Raw genomic sequence first — 16,741 nt, forward strand, 5'->3', positions numbered from 1 at the left:
CAACTGCTGAAAACAAAAAAGCCCGGAATATCCGGGCTTTTTCATTAGGGTCATTGAGATCACATTAATCGTCGCGGTAGACTTTCTCGCGTCGTTCGTGACGTTCCTGCGCCTCAATGGAAAGTGTAGCAATCGGCCGTGCATCCAGACGCTTCAAACTGATTGGATCACCGGTCTCCTCGCAAAACCCGTATGTTCCGTCATCGATGCGCTGCAAGGCTGCATCAATCTTTGAGATCAGTTTGCGCTGCCGGTCACGCGCCCGCAACTCGATCGCACGGTCAGTTTCTGACGATGCACGATCAGCGATATCTGGCAGGTTCGCATTTTCCTGCTGCAGGATCTCAAGCGTTTCGCGCGCCTCCCGCAGAATGTCATTCTTCCAGTTGATTAGTTTTTCACGAAAGTAGGATTTCTGCCGATCACTCATGAAAGGCTCGTCATCCGTGGGCTTATAGTCAAGATCGATAAGTTTATTCATCTTTGAATCACCCTGCACCTATGAGACGCGAGGAGGCCTATATAGGTCGTGTCACAAGGCCGCACAACTGCAAAACGACAAGCGGTTGCCGGATTCGAATAACGTCATTTTGCTTAAAAAACCGGCAAATAATTTGCCAAATACAGCCCCTTTGAATGCAAAAATGCAGAAATTGAGCCAAAATCACCCCTAATCCGCTGTTTTGGTGCTTCGAACCGACTGACGCAATCTGGCTATTGCCTTACAGAAATGCAGGTCGCTCATAATTAGAACAGCTCGGTTTTGCACAATTATTTGAGAATTGCGTCATTTGTCGCAGAGGTTTATCCATTATTTGTGTCCTAAAAGAAACAATGACACCTTATCTGGCATTGCCATAATCTTGGAGTTTAGAGATGAGCCAGGTCTATTTACTCCGACATGCCAAAGCAGTCTGGCCATCACCTGGTCAGAAAGACTTCGACAGAGCGCTGGATTCTGCCGGTATTGAATCGGCAACTGTGCTTGGCGAAGAAATGAAACGGGCCGGGCTGCAGCCCGACGTCGTCATCTGCTCGACGGCCGTGCGAGCCCGCCAGACGCTGGAACATATCGGCGTAAAGCCGCCATTCATTCTGGAAACGCTGGAAAAACTCTACTCGGGCACGGCAGACAATTATCTGACGGCAATCCGCATGGCGGGTCTTGAGCATGAAAATGCCAGCTCCGTCATGCTTGTCGGCCACAACCCTATGATGGAAGATGTGGCCATGGCTCTTGCCGGGCGCGGAGACCCGCCTGCCCATCCCGTCTTTGCCGCCGGTTTTCCGACCGCTGGTCTTGCCGTGATCAATTTCGACCGGCCATTGGCAGAGATTCGTCCCGGAACCGGTACGTTGTCGACGTTCCTTTCGCCTTCCGAACATCTCTGAAAAAAGCCAGGTTCTTGTCATTAAACGCGTGGCCCCTATATCCGGGCCATAATCTGGATTGGCAACAGGGCGAAAGCGCAGGACGATTTGGGAACACTGACAACACTGACCGACGAAGCGAAGATCGCGCTGGATACCCTGGCAGATCGCACCACTGCGTTGGTTTCCCCATCGCTGCGGCTTGGCGTGACCGGTCTTTCCAGGGCGGGAAAGACCGTTTTCATCACCGCACTGGTGCACAATCTCATCCATGGCGGCCGCCTGCCCTTGTTCGAGGCGCAGAAGTCCGGCCGCATCGCCAAGGCCTATCTGGAAGAGCAGCCCGACGATGCAGTGCCGCGGTTCCAGTATGAGGATCATCTGAAAGCCCTCATTGAAGACCGTATCTGGCCGGATTCCACCCGGGCTATTTCAGAACTGCGCCTCACAATCGAGTACGAATCCGCCTCGATGTGGAACCGTATGTTCTCAGGCGGCAAACTTTCCGTTGATATTGTCGATTATCCCGGGGAATGGCTGCTGGATCTGCCTCTGCTCAACAAGTCCTTTGCCGAATTCTCCAAGGACTCCTTCGAACTCGCCCGGCTTGAAAACCGTCACGAACTGGCAAGCGAATGGCTTGCTGAGGCGGACAGTGTCAGTCCCGACGCACAGGCGGACGAGATCACGGCGCAGCGGCTTGCCCGTAGTTTCACCGGCTATCTCAAAGCAGGAAAGGCTGACGAGCGCGCACTGTCAACACTGCCCCCCGGCCGCTTTCTGATGCCCGGTGATCTCGATGGTTCGCCTGCCCTCACTTTTGCGCCTCTGCCTAACCTCGGCACGGGCAAACACCGCGCGGGCTCCTTGGCAGCCATGATGGAGCGCCGCTACGAGGCCTACAAAACCCACGTGGTCAAACCCTTCTTCCGCGAACACATCGCCCGGCTTGACCGCCAAATCGTGCTTGTCGATGCCATGCAGGCGATGAATGCCGGAACATCAGCCATTGCCGATCTCGAACGTGCCTTGACTGAAATCTTGTCATGCTTCCGGCCCGGCAGTACGAATTTTCTCACCGGCCTCGTTCAGAGACGCATCAGCCGTATCCTCATTGCGGCAACGAAAGCCGATCATCTGCACCATGAGAGTCATGACAGACTGCAGGCCATCGTCCGCCGCCTGGTCGATCGCGCCGTCAGCCGCGCCGATTTTTCCGGTGCGAATGTCGATGTGCTTGCTATGGCAGCCGTTCGCACCACCCGTGAAGCAACGGTGACTCAAGGCAAGGAAATCCTGCCCGTCATCGTCGGAACGCCGCTCAAAGGCGAAACGATCGACGGAGAACGCTTTGACGGGAAGACGGAAACAGCCATATTTCCCGGTGACTTACCGCTAAAACCGGATTCAATTTTCGAGGAACCGGAATCAGTTTCTGAAGACCCGGCCATTCGCTTTGTCAGGTTCCGGCCGCCAAGCCTCGAAAAGACCGCAGAAGGGTTTACATTGTCGCTGCCGCACATCCGGCTTGACCGCGCGCTTCAGTTCCTGATCGGAGATCGTCTCGCATGACCGGCAGCAACCCACGCAGACCCGCAGCCTTTCGCATTGATCCGCCCGAGCCAGACCAGCGCGCAAAAACTGAGACGCCCCAAAAGACCGTTTCGGTGCAACCCGAGAGCCGAAGGCCGAAGGCGATCAGGGATGTTGCCGTCATTACACCGGCAGCCGTTGACGTGTTTGATCTTGATCCGGCTGCCGCAAATGAACTCGACGCGCTCACCCCGCCCCCCGCCTTGCCGCGCAAGAAGCGTCTTTCCTTTGCTTCCGTGCTCACCGGCGCGTTGGGTGTGCTCGTATCACTGGCCGTCGGCCTTTGGGCTGACAATCTCATCCGCACCCTGTTTGACCGCGCACCCTGGCTCGGCTGGGTTGCACTTGCCGTTGGCGTTGTTGCCGCATTTTCACTTCTCGCCATTGTCATCCGTGAAGCGCTTGCCCTGCGCCGTCTTTCGTCCGTGCAATCCCTGCGCGATGAAGCCGCCAAGGCTGCCGCTGACAATGATGCACGGCAGGCCAAGGCAGCTGTGGCACGGCTTGTGACCATTGCCGAAACCATGCCGGCAACGGCCAAGGGCCGGGCCCTCCTGCACGATTTGCGCGACGATGTGATCGACGGACGTGATCTCATCCGCCTGACGGAAACCGAATTGCTCCGCCCGCTGGACCGGCAGGCGCGCGAACTTATCCTCGCCGCATCGAAACGCGTATCGGTTGTTACCGCGGTCAGCCCGCGCGCTTTGGTCGATATTGGCTATGTCGTCTTCGAGTCGGCGCGACTGATCCGCCGCCTGTCGGAGCTCTATGGCGGGCGGCCCGGCACTCTCGGCTTCCTCAAGCTTACGCGCAATGTGATCGCCCATCTCGCTGTGACCGGCACTGTTGCCATGGGCGACAGCATCATACAGCAACTCGTCGGCCATGGCCTTGCGGCCAAACTGTCCGCTCGTCTGGGCGAAGGCGTCATCAATGGCATGATGACCGCCCGTATCGGTATTTCAGCAATGGATCTGGTCCGCCCTTTTCCGTTCAACGCGGAAAAGCGGCCGGGAATTGGCGATTTTATCGGGGATCTCGCCCGCATCGGCGGCACCAAAAAAGAATAAACCTGTGGACGGGGTTGCAATTTCGGCAGGAATGGCAACCATCCGTTAACCATTCCAACCGATGATCGGTCATCGTCATTTCAATGATTTGTGCTGAGTATCCCTAATGAAAACACGCGCAGCTGCCGCTACCCTGTCTTTGTTCGCCTGCGCGCTCTTCGCGTTTTCAGCACAAGCCAAGGATAAAGACGCCGAATTCTTTCAGACCGTGGAAGGCCAATGGGTCGGCCCCGGCGAGATTGTTGCGGGCAAATACAAGGGCACAAAATTCACCTGCACCCTCGATGGTTCGACACCCGATGAGACAGCGGGCATGACGCTTGACGGCAATTGCCGCGTCGGCATTTTCAATCAGCCCATGAAAGCAACTATTGCGCGCAGCGGCGGCACCTACAAAGGCACATTCCTCGACGGTGCGGCTGGCAAGGGCCTTGATATAACGGGCGGCAGCGTTGCGGGCGACCGTGTTGTCCTGAATATCACCCGCAAGCAGCTGACAGGCGCAATGCTGGCCAAATTCACCGGCGATAATATGCTGAATGTCACCATTTCCGTACGGCTCGAAGACACACTGATTCCGGTGGTCGGAATGACGTTGAAGCGTGTGGATCCAACCGCCGTCAGCAGCATCGCCAAGAATTAACTTTTTCCGGATCCCGTTTCGAGCCACCAGCCCGCGTCATCGCGGGCTTTTTCTATGCCGGAGCGGTCGCACAGCGCCGCCCAATCCGCGATGCTTTTGCCGTTGACCACAAGATCAGGCGCAATATCGTTGAGTGGAACCAGCACAAATGCCCGCTCTGTCATACGTGGATGAGGCAGGGTCAATGACTGGCTATCGAAGCTTTCCATGCCTTCATATGTGAGAACATCGATATCAATGATGCGCGGGCCCCAGCGCTCGATTCGCTCCCGTTTCATCTCTTTCTCGATATCCAGACACGCGGCCAGCAGTTCCTCCGGCAACATCGATGTTTCCACCTGTGCGCAGGCATTGTGGAACCAGGCCTGATCGGTCTTGCCCCATGGCGGGGTCCGATAAACCGGCGAAACAGTGGCGACGCGCGTATCATCGCGCCGGTGCAGCGCCTGCAAGGCGTCCGCCATCGATTGAGTCGGATCGCCGATATTGCCGCCGAGACCCAGCCATGTCCTGTACCTGATAGTCATGTCTTCGCGCTCCGCTGCTGGAGGATGACATCAACCACGGCCAAGGCATCCCTGTTGGTTCTCACATCATGCACGCGGAAAATATCCGCCCCGGCCAGCCGCAGAATCGCCGAGGTCGCGGCCGTCACCGCATCGCGCTGGTCCGCATCGCGCCCCGTCACCGCGCCAAGAAAGCGTTTGCGCGAGGTGCCGGCCAGAAACGGATACCCGAAAGCCTGCAACTCGCCAAAACGGTCGATCAGCGCCAGATTCTCCTCAGTCTCCTTGGCAAAACCAAATCCCGGATCAAGAACAATCTGATCATGCGCCACCCCCGCAAGGCTGGCGATTTCCAATGAGCGGTTAAGGAAAGCGAATTGGTCAACAATGACGTCGGGATCGCGTTCTCTCTCCCGGCCCGTATGCATGATCACAAGTCCCGCGCCGGTTTCCGCGGCAAGGTCCGCGATCGCCGGTTCACGTTGCACACCCCAAACGTCATTGACGATATGCGCGCCGGCAGCAACAGCAAGCCGTGCGGTCTCCTCGCGATAGGTATCGACGGAAATCAGTACGTCGGTCTCCCGTGCGAGAGCATCGATGACTGGAAGCACCCGCGACTGTTCGGTTTTGGGATCAACACGGGTTGCGCCAGGACGGGTCGACTCACCACCGACGTCGATGATGGTTGCGCCTTCGGCGATCATCGCCCTTGCTCCCTCAATCGCCTTGTCCAGAGCGAGATGCACACCGCCATCGGAGAACGAATCCGGCGTGACATTCAGAACACCCATGATGACAGACACCGGTCCGAGCGTCAGGGATCGTCCATGCGCCAGACGCCACTCTCTTTGCATGGGATACTCCTTTCAAGACCGTTCTGCTCCAGTTGTTTTTGAACAGAACGGCCGTCACGTCAATTCATCCGCAACGTTTTTGCCCCTACAGTGTTACGCGATAGACTTATAAGCTGGATCAGGCAGGCTCCGGCAGAAAACGAAGGACGAATCCCCATGAAGAATATTGTCAGAACGGCGGCTTTCGCACTCGCATGCCTGCTCGCGGGTGAAAGCGCCAATGCGGCGGTTGTCCTGCGCACATACGAATATTTCACCTTGTCGGGCAGAACCGCTGCCGATCTTGATCGCGAACTGAGCCGGCGCGGTCCGCAGATACACAAGACCGGGCAGCGCCACCCCGGGGCAACGCAGATGCGCTTCAACACGAAAGTCAAATACGGATCGGACAGCAAAAGTTGCCGTATCGTTGCAGCGGACATCACCATTCGTGCGCGCGTGCATCTGCCACGCTGGAAGCAGCGCCCATCGGCAAAGCCCGATCTTGCCCTCATCTGGGATACGCTTTCGGCCGATATCAAACGCCACGAAGAGAGCCATATCATTATCGCCCGTACGGCTGCATTCGATATGGAGCGGTCCCTGAAGGCCCTGCCCTGGCGCAGCAATTGCGATGAAATGAAAACGGATGCTGCAGCGCTCATGACCAAACTGATGACGGAGCAGGATGCAGCACAGGTTCAATTTGACCGCGTAGAGGGAAAGAATTTTGAACGTCGCTTCGAGCGGCTGCTCATATTCCGGATCCAGCGCGAGATGGAAAAGAAAAAGGAATAGCCCCACCGGCGCTCACGCGCCGGTTCAAAGGTTCATTTTCTCAAGCGACGCCCAACTTTTTCTGCAGGCTGGTGGATGAGGTCGTGTACTGGAACACCACTTTCTCACCGGGGCTGACAATGCGCTTGGCAGCCTGGGTCATCAGCGCAGCCTCGTGGAAACCGGACAGGATCAGCTTGAGCTTGCCGGGATACCAGTTGATGTCGCCAATGGCGAAAATCCCGGGCTCTGAGGTTTCAAACGTCTCGACATTCACCTGTACGAGATTTTCATGCAGGTTGAGCCCCCAATCGGCGACAGGGCCAAGTTTCATGGTCAAACCGAAGAACGGCAGCAGGCGCGTGACCGGAATCTCGGTCTCCCCCTCTGCGGCCTTGATCGTAGCGCTGGAAAGCTGCCCACCCTCGCCCGTCAGACCGGAAACCTGTCCAAGCTCGAAGCGCACGCTGCCACGTTCGACCAGTTCGAACATTTTCTTGACGCTGTCGGGCGCTGCGCGGAATTCAGCGCGGCGATGCACCACCGTCAGACTGCGGGCGATGGGCTGCAGATTGAGCGCCCAGTCGAGTGCAGAATCGCCGCCGCCGACGATCAGCACGTCTTCGTCACGGAATTCCTCCATGCGCCGCACCGAGTAAAAAACGCTCTTGCCCTCAAAGGCTTCGATACCGGGGACCGGAGGCCGCTTCGGCTGGAATGACCCGCCACCGGCGGCGATCACCACCACCTTGGTTTCAAAAACCTCGCCCTCATCCGTTTCCACGTGGAACTGCCCGTCCGGCTGGCGCTCCAGCCGGGTTACCATGCGATTGAAATGAAACTGCGGGGCAAACGGCTTGATCTGCTCCATCAGCTTGTCAGTCAGACCCTGTCCGCTGATTTCAGGCCAGGCAGGAATGTCGTAGATGGGTTTTTCCGGATAGAGCTCTGCGCATTGGCCACCGGGACGGTCCAGAATATCAATGAGATGGCATTTGAGATCATAAAGGCCAAGTTCAAACACGGCAAAAAGCCCGACAGGTCCGGCGCCGATGATCACAACGTCTGTTTTGGTTATTTCACTCATCGATATTTCCTCATGACAAACCAATGCATTATCCCATACCCCCATGTGGTCTGGAATGGAGCATTTCTAATCGGTCGGTGAGAAAATATCAGGCTAAATATGCGAAATATTAAGCCTGACGTTCCGGAACGTGAACCACGAGGCCATCGAGTTCATCGGATACGCGGATCTGGCAGGACAGCCGCGAACTTGGACGCACATCATAGGCAAAGTCCAGCATGTCCTCTTCCATTGCTTCCGGCTCGCCCGTCACTTCTTGCCAAGCGTCATCCACATAGACGTGGCAGGTGGCGCACGCACAGGCACCGCCGCACTCTGCGTCGATACCGGGAACAGCATTGCGGATGGCACTTTCCATCACGGTCGAGCCGTTTTCAGCATCCGCCTCAATCCGGACGCCATCGAAAGTGACAAACGTAATTTTTGCCATGTAAAAGCCCCAAGCAGAAAAGTTACCGCTGAAATAGGGATTTGAGCAGGGAAGTCAATTGCACTCCCTGACGCAGCCCGGAAGCAGGCCTAGCGCGTGATCGCCGCTATATAGTCACGCACATCATCGATTTCAGGACGAAGCTCGTTCACCAACTTTGCATTGCTGGGGGACTGTTCGATCGATTCGGCCATATCGGCAACCCGGAAGGCACCGACGGCGCGGGCCGAACCCTTGAGTGATCTGGCAAGACGAACCCGCTCATCTGCATTCGCCTGGCTCAACCGATCAACGATTGTGCAAATCTGCCGGGAAAAGAGGCTGAGGATTTCTGTCTCAAGGGCTCTGTTGCCAAATGTCTCGCGGGTAAGGTGCACGAGATCGATAGGTCGTTTGCGTGATGGTATGGACGTTTCGCCGCCCGGCAACGCAAATGCCATTGACGCTTGTTGTGGCAGTGCCATTGTACTCTCCTGAACACAGACTCGAATGAATGCACAAGTTTAATCAATTGCCGGGTATTCTGGGTTAAAGCATGGCGGCTACCCCCGGAATTGGCCCGACGTGGTGAACGAACAGTTAATTAAGGCACTCGGGCAAAATTTGGATCAGCCCAAAAAAAATTAACCTTGTGTTTAAACTTTTAAGCATTTCCCGAATCCATTGTTTCTTTCCAATCCATGTGCCAGTACGATACACTTAAGGCGTAAAGAGTATGGCGCAGTCGGCTCCACATGTGGTCGCTGCCCAATATTGCGAGGTAAACATGGCCACAGCCCCGAAGAACAAAGCAGCGAAAGCCGAAGATGAACTTGGCGAAGCTCTTGAAAAGGCTCTAGAAATTGATTTCGATGAGTCGACACTCGGCATGGATATGGATCTTTCGCCGATCGACGACGATCTGATCTCTTTTAATGATCTTGAAGCCCAGATTTCTCAGGCCGCACAGGAACTGGCAGCGGAAAAGCACACGCCGCCGGTGATGCCTGAACCTGTGAAACCCGTGGAAATCAGGGAAAGCCTTGCAGCGGACAACACGATTCCGCTTCCTGCGCCCAAGCCGCAGATCATGGCTGCCAACCCGATTCCCGCCGCTCCGCCCGCGCCCCCCAAAGCGCCCGCCGTGCCGCCACAGACTTTCAAGCCGGCAAATGATGATTTGCTGCAAAACACCCAATCCGCTGTTCGCTCGACGAGTCCGATCCAGGCACCGCGCTCCTATGGTCTCGTCACAGCCGTCGTCAGTGTTCTCTGGGCTGCCGCTGTCATCGTGCTAGGGCAGGCACTCTATGGACCATCCCTATGGTCAGTTCGTTCTTTCTCTGACTTTGCTGCCGCCCCTCACGCCATTGCTCTCGCCGTTGCGATTATCGTGCCGATCATGTTGTTCTGGGCTTTTGCCCTGATGGTCCGCCGCGCACAGGAAATGCAGTACGCTGCCCGCTCCATGGCCGAAGCCGCAATGCGTCTTTCCGAGCCGGAAATGCTCTCTTCCGACCGTGTAACGTCATTGGGTCAGGCTGTTCGCCGTGAAGTTGCAGCCATGAGCGAAGGCGTGGAACGCACCCTCGCCCGTGCCGTCGAACTGGAAACACTGGTGCAGACCGAGGTCAACCAGCTCGAACGCGTCTATACGGACAATGAACATCGTATCCGCACACTTGTGGATCGCCTCGGCGGTGAACGCGAATCGGTCATCGGCCATGCCGAACGGGTTCGCGCTTCGATCTCGAGCGCCCATGAGCAGCTTAAGGATGAATTGTCCCTGGCCGGCGATTCGCTGCGTGACAATCTGCTCAACGCTTCGACCAACCTGACCATGTCGATCAGCCAATCGGGCGAGACGCTCATTGATCGCCTGACCCAGAGCGGCCAGACGATCGCCGAATCGATCGGCTCCCGCTCCGATGATATCTCGGCCAAGATCACCACATCAGGCGAAGCCTTTGCAAATCTTCTGGAAATGCGGATCGCGGCGCTCTCCGAACAGACAGATTCGGTTACCATGAAGCTGGCGGATACGCTGGACGGCCGCACCAACAGCATGCTTTCGCTGCTGGGGAACGCTACCCAGACGCTGGTGGGTGAATTTGACACGCGCCTCGCCGGATTGGACACCACGATCAACGAACGCGGCCGCTCCCTGCTTGCCGAGTTCGAAACCCGCGCCCAGTCACTGGATGCCAGCACCGAGCGCCTGAATTCGGCACTTGAAGCCCGCGCACGCCAGATCAACGAACAGCTGATCGAACGTACCCGTGACATCGCCAAGACCTTCACCGACGGCCGTGCCTCGATCGACGGTATTGTCGACGAAACAAAGGCCAAGATCGGCAATGATCTGTCGAGCCTGTCGGAATCGGTCGGAAGCCTGCTGTCGGCCAATACGACCCTCTTTGCTGACAAGCTTGCAGAAAGCCGCGAAGCGCTTGCGACGACTCTGTCGGGTGAGACAGAGCGTGCAGCCTCGATCATTCGCGATCAGGCCGGACAGCTTGGCGAACATACATCGAGCCTCCGCTCCGTTCTCGAAACCAGCACGGCTGCCATTGGCCAGATCATTGACGGTCATACCGCATCGATCGACGATCGCGCGGCTGGTCTGCGTGCAGCGCTTGCGGACAATGACGCCCGCATCGGAGCAACGCTCGATTCGCATGCCAAGGCAATCGAAGACCGCACGTCGGGCATGCACGCTGCATTCTCCGATACGGATGAAAAGATTCGCCAGACTCTGGATGAACACGTTCGCAGCATCGATGCCCGCAGTGCCGGCGTTGAGGCAGCGATCCTGGCCGGCGATGCCCGCATCGGCCAGACACTCGAGGCCCATGGCAAGATCATGGACGACCGCACATCCGGTATGCGCGCCGCCTTTGTCGACACCCATGCCAAGATTGCCCAGACTCTTGACCACCATGCCAAGAGCCTTGACGAGCGCAATCAGGACATCCAGCTGGCTCTGGCTGGCAGCGATGCCAAGCTCGGTGACACATTGGCTGCCCATACGCAGGCTATCGACGCCCGCAACGCGGAAATCCAGTCCACCCTGCTCAACAGCGGCGCCCGCATCGACGGTACGCTCAGCGGCTTCATTGAATCCGTTGATGGCCGTACAAGCCGCATCGAAAGTGCCCTGACGAGCAGTGACGAGCGCATCAGCAATGTGCTGGCATCCCACGCCAGCGCCATTGAGGATCGCACGGCCGGTATCGAACAGGCGCTTGCCAACAGCGATACGCGCATCGGCAATACGCTTTCATCCCATGCCTCGGCGTTGGATGAGCGTACGGCGGCCATCCAGGCTGCGCTTGAAAACACCCATGCGCAGATTGGCCAGACCCTTGCCGGTCACGCATCGGTTATCGATGAGCGCACCGCCGGAATCCGCTCTGTTCTCGACAGCAGCAATGCCCAGATTGGCAATGTGCTCACTTCACACGTCACAGCCATCGACGAACGGGCCGCAGGAATTCGGGCCACGCTCAACGATAGCAACACTCAAATCGGTGATACGCTTGCCTCACACGTCAATGCGATTGATGAACGGGCGGCGGCAATTACCTCAGCGCTTTCGAACAGCAATGCGCAAATCGGTGACACACTCGCCTCGCATGTTGGCGCAATTGATGAGCGGGCAGCGACAATCACAGCGACGCTCGCCAACAGCAACGCCAAGATCGGCAATACACTTGCCTCGCATGTCAACACGCTCGACGAGCGTGCGGCGGCAATCCAGGCAACACTTGCCGACAGCAACGCCGGTATCAGCGACACGCTCGCTGCCCATGTCAACACGATCGACGAACGTGCTGCGGCCATCGCGGCAACGCTCGCCGACACCGATTCTCGCATCGGTGACACGCTGAACAGCCATGCCAGCGTGCTGGATGAGCGCATCAGCAGCATCCGGGCGGCCATGGAACAGGGCAATGCCATCCTCAGCCAGACCCTCGATGGTCAGGCTGGCGCGATCAGCGACCGCACTGTTGCCTTGCAGGCAGTTCTGCAGGATAGCGCCGATGTGCTCGCCAAGGCGTTTGAAAACCATGGTGGTACGATCGACGAACGCACGACAACCATGCAGAGCGCGCTCGCCATGGGCGTTGACAATGTCCGCAAGTCGCTTGAACAGAGCGCCTCGGTCGTTGCCCGCACCCTGCGCGACAAGATCACCGAAGCCGCTTCCACCCTTACAGGTGAGGCGCAGAAGGCTGGTGAAGCGCTCGATGGTCATGGGGAGGCATTCAGCCTGCGCATGAATGAGAGTCTTGCAGAAACCGAAAAGCGTCTTGGCCAGCGTGCTACAGAAGCGGCTGCCAATCTGGAAGCTCTGGAAGCCCGCTTCACGGCAGCCACGGATTCGACGGCATCCAAGCTGGCCGAAAGCACCCGTGAACTCAATGAAGTGCTCGCAGCCCGCTCGCAGGAAATCATCAGCATTCTCGACAACACGGCCCAGCCGCTCGTCGAAAGCCTTGCTGACAATGGCCGCACACTCGCGTCGCAGCTTGTCGAAGCCACGACGGCAGCCACGGAACGTCTGCGTGTTGAAAATGCAGCCCTGATCAATGCCATCGCCAGCCGGACAGCGGAAACCATCACCGCTGTTCAGGAAGCCAAGGCAGGTCTCACCGATGATGTCAGCAACCTGATCGACCGCCTCTCCTCTTCCAATGCGAAGCTGGGCGAGCTGATCGACATGGCCACCAAGAACCTTGGTGACATCGACGGACGTCTTCTGGACACGACAACCACCTTTGCCGAAAACGCAACACGTGCTGCCGAGTCTTTCCAGTCCTCGACACTTCTCATCGATGGCAATATCGGCAAGCTCTCACAGCTGTCGAACACGACACTCGTCGACATTGCTTCCATCGCCAAGCGTTTCGACGAGCATGGCAAGATGCTGAGCTCTGCATCCGACCTGATCAATTCGTCTCAGTCGAACCTTGCTTCGACCTTCGACGAACGTCAGGCTGCCCTGCAGAATCTCGCAACGGGTCTGGTGGAGAAATCCGAGAATATCGAAAAGACCATGCGGTCGTTCGAATCCCTCGTCTCCTCCGCTTTCGACCGGGCAGAAGGACGCGCCACGCAGACAACCGAACAGATCCGCAATTCGATCTCGGAAGTTGTCGAACAGGCATCACAGAAGTTCGCCAATGCGACGGACGAAATCCGCCGTTCCTCGGCTGCCATCCGTGCGGAACTCGAAGAGACCCGTTCGGAACTGCAGCGCGGTGTCATGGACATGCCGGAAGAAGCCAAGCAGTCGACGGCGCAGATGCGCAAGGCTGTCTCCGAGCAGATCAATGCGCTGAAGGAACTGTCTGACATCGTGCAGAAGTCCGGACGTCTGACAGACGTCGGTGAGGCACGTGCAGCCCGTGCGCCGGCTCCAGCCCGCGTGGCAACAGCTGCTGCACCGGCCCCACAGCCGCAGCGCAGCGAACCAGTTGCCGCCCCTCGGGCAGCAGCGCCAGCTCCGGCAGCTGTCGCGACCGCACCAGCCATGCGTGGCACCCTCGACACGCGCGGCAATGCTGAACAGCCAAAGCAGGGCAATGGCTGGGTTTCCGACCTGCTCCGCCGCGCCTCAAGCGACGAAGCACCCGCCGAACCGAAGGCGAAGGCTCCAGAGCCTCGCTCTCCCGGTCAGGTGGTTGAATCGTTGAACTCGCTTTCGGTCGACATTACCCGTGCGATCGACCACGAGGCTTCTGTTGAACTGTGGCAGCGTTACCGCGCCGGTGAACGCAATGTGTTCACCCGCCGCCTCTACACGCTGAAGGGTCAGCAGACGTTTGACGAGATCAAGCGCAAGTACCAGGCAGACAGCGAATTCCGTCGTGCCGTCGATCGCTACATGGAGGACTTCGAACGCCTGCTGGAGGACGTTGCCCGCAACGATCGCGACAATGTCGTCACGCAGAATTACCTCACATCGGACACGGGCAAGGTCTACACCATGCTGGCCCACGCGAGTAACCGCCTGCGCTAAGACAGAGATTTCTCAGAACTGAAAAACGCGGCCTTGAGCCGCGTTTTTTATTGCCCGTTTGTTTGGGATCAATAGATGATGCCGGGTATCTCTCCCCCTTGCGGGAGAGAAAGCGATTTTGGCATCTTAGCGAGCGTAGCGAAGCTCAAGTGCCTGAAATCGCAAGAGAGGGGATATTCTCCGGCCTAGCAAATCCCCTCTCTTGAATTTTCTAAGGATTTAGCCAGCGCTAAATCCAAGAAAATTCTTTCTCCCCCGCAAGGGGGGAGATAAGCGGAGATATTCCTCATGCAATCTTCACCCTCTTCTCTTCACCAAACATCTCCCGATATGCCGTAGGTGTCGTTGCCAGTTGCTGACGAAAATGATGACGCAGGGTTGCAGCCGTACCGAACCCGGTAGCCTCCGCAATCAGTTCAATGGATAGCCCAGATCGCTCAAGCAGTTCCCTCGCCTTGGCGAGGCGTTCTGACAGAAGCCATTTTGCCGGCGTCGTGCCGGTAGCGGCCTCGAAGCGGCGTAGAAACGTGCGCGGACTCATCCCGGCTGCTTTGGCGAGTGCGGCAATCGAAAAATCGTTCTGAATCTCGTTACGCATCCGCTCGAGCAGCGGTGACAGACGTATGCCTTCATGCGGTGGTGGTACGGCTCTTTCAACAAACTGCGCCTGGCCGCCTTCGCGATGCGGCGCAACCACAAGCCTGCGCGCGACTTTGTTGGCGGCTTCTGTGCCGAAATCCCGGCGGATCAGATGCAGACAGAGATCAATCCCCGCCGCACTTCCGGCCGATGTCAGGACGCTGCCCTCGTCTATATAGAGCACATTCGGCTCAACCGCGATATCGGGATAGCGCTCTGCCAGAAGATCGGCATAGCGCCAATGCGTTGTTGCCCGGCGGCCGGACAACAGACCGGCGGCGGCCAGAACAAACACACCGGAACAAATGGACAGAATGCGCGCACCATTGGCATGGGCCCGCCGCAACGCCTCAGACAGTGCCTCGGGGACAGTATGCTCAACACCCCGCCAGCCCGGCATGATGATGGTTCCGGCCTGTTCGAAGAGGTCGAGGCCGCCATCGGCAAGGATGCGTACACCACCAGTCGCACGCAGTTCGCCCGGTTCAATGCTGGCCACAGCAAACTTGTACCAGCCATCACCCATCTCAGGTCGCGGCAAGCCGAACATTTCCACGACCAGACCAAATTCAAACGTGCAGAGCCCGTCATAGGCAACGGCGACCACGAGCGGATTATCAAGGCGAGAAGCAATGGATGAGTTTGACATGATATTGACGATATATGGCAATCTTGCCAACTACCAGAGTCTTGCTGCCTGCCGTATGCATGGGACATCAACACAGGAGAAGCCCCATGAGCTATGTCACCGAAACGCCCGCTGCCTCTTCCCAGACTGTCATCGAACATTTTTCAAAGCGCCTGTCGTTAGAGACCGACTGCGCTGATGTGGCTGCATCCTTGAAGGCAGGCGATCAGGATTTTGTCCTGCTGCATGTGGTGGGAACACCTGCTGCCTATGAACGCCGCCATGTGCCTGGCGCGATCCATCTCCCGCACCGGGAAATCTCCGTCGAACGCATGGCCCAGTGGCCGGACGGCACATTGTTTGTCGCCTACTGCGCCGGACCGCACTGCAACGGCGCGGATCAGGCCGCGCTGAAACTCGCGAAGCTCGGTCGGCCGGTTAAGATCATGATCGGTGGAATTACCGGCTGGGCCGACGAGGAGCTGCCCTTCGCAACGGGTCCGGCAGCGGGCGAACTCAAAAGGGTCGCCTAGGTCTCAATTCTAGATAACCGACAGCGTCCAGGTGACAATATCATTTGCGGCGCTGTCGAAAGCGCGATCGAGCGCTGTGACATAGGCCGCATTGCCCTGCCCGCTGACCGGCGATGTCGAGCGGAACACGCGTGTCGCACGTACCGTGCCATTCTTGTCGTTGAGGATCTTGATGGCGATCTCGACAACAGCAGTCTCCTTGCCCGACGCATCGATATCGAACGTGCGGATATTGCTGATGACCTGATAGTCGATGGCAAGGCCTTCACCGGGACGGCCAACACCGCCAAAGCGTCCGGAGCTTTCGTAGGCCTGCACGAGCCGCGTCTGCACAATGTTCGGCAGACGGTCAGACCATTGCGCACCCTTCAGGAAGGAAATCGCGTTGGGTCCGGAACGCACGACGACATTCTCGCTATCAAGTGCTTTGAGCGCCGACGGCGCCGCTATCAAAATCTGGCGACTACCATGCTTTCTGGCCGTGCTGTCCGACAGAGACGGGCTGGAAAGATCAAATGTATCAAGCTTCTTGGTTCCAGCGCAGGCGGAAACGGACAAAGCCATCAGCAGAGCGGCAATTGTCGTTCTTGAATTCACCAATGGTCTCATCCCTGTCACGCA

The 16,741-nt window shown here is 57.6% G+C and carries 15 protein-coding genes; 7 read left to right on the forward strand and 8 right to left on the reverse strand.

The annotated features are described in order from the left end of the window. Positions 1-64: 64 nt before the first annotated feature. Positions 65-481 (reverse strand): RNA polymerase-binding protein DksA, encoded by a 417-nt coding sequence (dksA, locus tag FHW16_RS10480; protein WP_091877580.1) that lies wholly within the window; start codon positions 479-481, stop codon positions 65-67. 395 nt (positions 482-876) lie between these two features. On the opposite strand from dksA, the gene FHW16_RS10485 reads away from it, so the two are divergent. From FHW16_RS10485 to FHW16_RS10500, 4 genes are all read left to right on the forward strand, one after another. Continuing rightward, positions 877-1,392 carry a SixA phosphatase family protein gene (locus tag FHW16_RS10485; RefSeq protein WP_182549148.1) on the forward strand — a complete coding sequence of 172 codons (516 nt, stop codon included), beginning with the start codon at positions 877-879 and terminating at the stop codon, positions 1,390-1,392. Between the two features lie 87 nt (positions 1,393-1,479). Next, on the forward strand, positions 1,480-2,943 hold the full coding sequence (locus FHW16_RS10490) for a YcjX family protein (protein WP_182549149.1): 1,464 nt from the start codon (positions 1,480-1,482) through the stop codon (positions 2,941-2,943). Continuing rightward, entirely contained in the window at positions 2,940-4,037 is a 1,098-nt protein-coding gene (locus tag FHW16_RS10495; RefSeq protein WP_182549150.1) for a YcjF family protein, read from the forward strand. Before FHW16_RS10490 ends, FHW16_RS10495 begins: the two co-directional genes overlap by 4 nt. Positions 4,038-4,143: 106 nt before the next feature. Further along, entirely contained in the window at positions 4,144-4,680 is a 537-nt protein-coding gene (locus FHW16_RS10500; protein WP_182549151.1) for a hypothetical protein, read from the forward strand. Here the strand turns inward: FHW16_RS10500 and folK are convergent. Then, positions 4,677-5,207 (reverse strand): 2-amino-4-hydroxy-6-hydroxymethyldihydropteridine diphosphokinase, encoded by a 531-nt coding sequence (gene folK / locus FHW16_RS10505; RefSeq protein WP_182549152.1) that lies wholly within the window; start codon positions 5,205-5,207, stop codon positions 4,677-4,679. The two genes, FHW16_RS10500 and folK, sit on opposite strands and share 4 nt — an antisense overlap. After that, positions 5,204-6,043, reverse strand: coding sequence for a dihydropteroate synthase (gene folP, locus FHW16_RS10510; protein ID WP_182549153.1), 840 nt, complete (start codon positions 6,041-6,043; stop codon positions 5,204-5,206). The genes folK and folP overlap by 4 nt, the downstream gene beginning before the upstream one ends. A 156-nt stretch (positions 6,044-6,199) precedes the next feature. Here folP and FHW16_RS10515 point away from each other — a divergent pair, with 156 nt between their 5' ends. Beyond that, positions 6,200-6,820: a DUF922 domain-containing Zn-dependent protease gene (locus FHW16_RS10515; protein WP_182549154.1), complete on the forward strand. Its 621-nt coding sequence runs from the start codon at positions 6,200-6,202 to the stop codon at positions 6,818-6,820. Between the two features lie 40 nt (positions 6,821-6,860). On the opposite strand, the gene FHW16_RS10520 is transcribed toward FHW16_RS10515, so the two are convergent. The 3 genes from FHW16_RS10520 to FHW16_RS10530 all read right to left on the reverse strand — a co-directional run bounded on the left by FHW16_RS10520 (position 6,861) and on the right by FHW16_RS10530 (position 8,780). After that, positions 6,861-7,886 (reverse strand): NAD(P)/FAD-dependent oxidoreductase, encoded by a 1,026-nt coding sequence (locus tag FHW16_RS10520; protein WP_182549155.1) that lies wholly within the window; start codon positions 7,884-7,886, stop codon positions 6,861-6,863. A 109-nt stretch (positions 7,887-7,995) separates the two neighbouring features. After that, positions 7,996-8,316 carry a 2Fe-2S iron-sulfur cluster-binding protein gene (locus tag FHW16_RS10525; RefSeq protein WP_182549156.1) on the reverse strand — a complete coding sequence of 107 codons (321 nt, stop codon included), beginning with the start codon at positions 8,314-8,316 and terminating at the stop codon, positions 7,996-7,998. A gap of 89 nt (positions 8,317-8,405) precedes the next feature. Beyond that, positions 8,406-8,780 (reverse strand): Hpt domain-containing protein, encoded by a 375-nt coding sequence (locus tag FHW16_RS10530; protein ID WP_246711710.1) that lies wholly within the window; start codon positions 8,778-8,780, stop codon positions 8,406-8,408. A 302-nt stretch (positions 8,781-9,082) separates the two neighbouring features. Between FHW16_RS10530 and FHW16_RS10535 the strand changes: the two genes are divergently transcribed. Beyond that, entirely contained in the window at positions 9,083-14,320 is a 5,238-nt protein-coding gene (locus FHW16_RS10535) for a kinesin (protein ID WP_182549157.1), read from the forward strand. Positions 14,321-14,606: 286 nt separating this feature from the next. Here the strand turns inward: FHW16_RS10535 and ftrA are convergent, their stop codons facing one another. Next, complete coding sequence (gene ftrA / locus FHW16_RS10540) at positions 14,607-15,608, reverse strand: transcriptional regulator FtrA (RefSeq protein WP_182549487.1); 1,002 nt, start codon at positions 15,606-15,608, stop codon at positions 14,607-14,609. Between the two features lie 86 nt (positions 15,609-15,694). Here ftrA and FHW16_RS10545 point away from each other — a divergent pair, with 86 nt between their 5' ends. Continuing rightward, the gene (locus FHW16_RS10545) at positions 15,695-16,120 is read left to right on the forward strand and encodes a rhodanese-like domain-containing protein (RefSeq protein WP_182549158.1); all 426 of its coding nucleotides are present in this window, start codon (positions 15,695-15,697) and stop codon (positions 16,118-16,120) included. Positions 16,121-16,129: 9 nt separating this feature from the next. Here the strand turns inward: FHW16_RS10545 and FHW16_RS10550 are convergent, their stop codons facing one another. Then, a complete protein-coding gene (locus FHW16_RS10550; RefSeq protein ID WP_182549488.1) occupies positions 16,130-16,729 on the reverse strand; it encodes an ABC-type transport auxiliary lipoprotein family protein in 600 nt (199 codons plus the stop codon). Positions 16,730-16,741: the final 12 nt, after the last annotated feature.

The sequence above is a fragment of the Phyllobacterium myrsinacearum genome, from assembly GCF_014138285.1.
Lineage (GTDB): Bacteria > Pseudomonadota > Alphaproteobacteria > Rhizobiales > Rhizobiaceae > Phyllobacterium > Phyllobacterium myrsinacearum_A.

Excerpts from the sequence above, each read along its gene's own strand:
- dksA (WP_091877580.1), bottom strand. The coding sequence starts at position 481 with ATGAATAAACTTATCGATCTTGACTATAAGCCCACGGATGACGAGCCT.
- FHW16_RS10485 (WP_182549148.1), top strand. The coding sequence starts at position 877 with ATGAGCCAGGTCTATTTACTCCGACATGCCAAAGCAGTCTGGCCATCA.
- FHW16_RS10495 (WP_182549150.1), top strand. The coding sequence starts at position 2,940 with ATGACCGGCAGCAACCCACGCAGACCCGCAGCCTTTCGCATTGATCCG.
- FHW16_RS10500 (WP_182549151.1), top strand. The coding sequence starts at position 4,144 with ATGAAAACACGCGCAGCTGCCGCTACCCTGTCTTTGTTCGCCTGCGCG.
- folK (WP_182549152.1), bottom strand. The coding sequence starts at position 5,207 with ATGACTATCAGGTACAGGACATGGCTGGGTCTCGGCGGCAATATCGGC.
- folP (WP_182549153.1), bottom strand. The coding sequence starts at position 6,043 with ATGCAAAGAGAGTGGCGTCTGGCGCATGGACGATCCCTGACGCTCGGA.
- FHW16_RS10515 (WP_182549154.1), top strand. The coding sequence starts at position 6,200 with ATGAAGAATATTGTCAGAACGGCGGCTTTCGCACTCGCATGCCTGCTC.
- FHW16_RS10520 (WP_182549155.1), bottom strand. The coding sequence starts at position 7,886 with ATGAGTGAAATAACCAAAACAGACGTTGTGATCATCGGCGCCGGACCT.
- FHW16_RS10525 (WP_182549156.1), bottom strand. The coding sequence starts at position 8,316 with ATGGCAAAAATTACGTTTGTCACTTTCGATGGCGTCCGGATTGAGGCG.
- FHW16_RS10530 (WP_246711710.1), bottom strand. The coding sequence starts at position 8,780 with ATGGCACTGCCACAACAAGCGTCAATGGCATTTGCGTTGCCGGGCGGC.
- FHW16_RS10535 (WP_182549157.1), top strand. The coding sequence starts at position 9,083 with ATGGCCACAGCCCCGAAGAACAAAGCAGCGAAAGCCGAAGATGAACTT.
- ftrA (WP_182549487.1), bottom strand. The coding sequence starts at position 15,608 with ATGTCAAACTCATCCATTGCTTCTCGCCTTGATAATCCGCTCGTGGTC.
- FHW16_RS10545 (WP_182549158.1), top strand. The coding sequence starts at position 15,695 with ATGAGCTATGTCACCGAAACGCCCGCTGCCTCTTCCCAGACTGTCATC.
- FHW16_RS10550 (WP_182549488.1), bottom strand. The coding sequence starts at position 16,729 with ATGAGACCATTGGTGAATTCAAGAACGACAATTGCCGCTCTGCTGATG.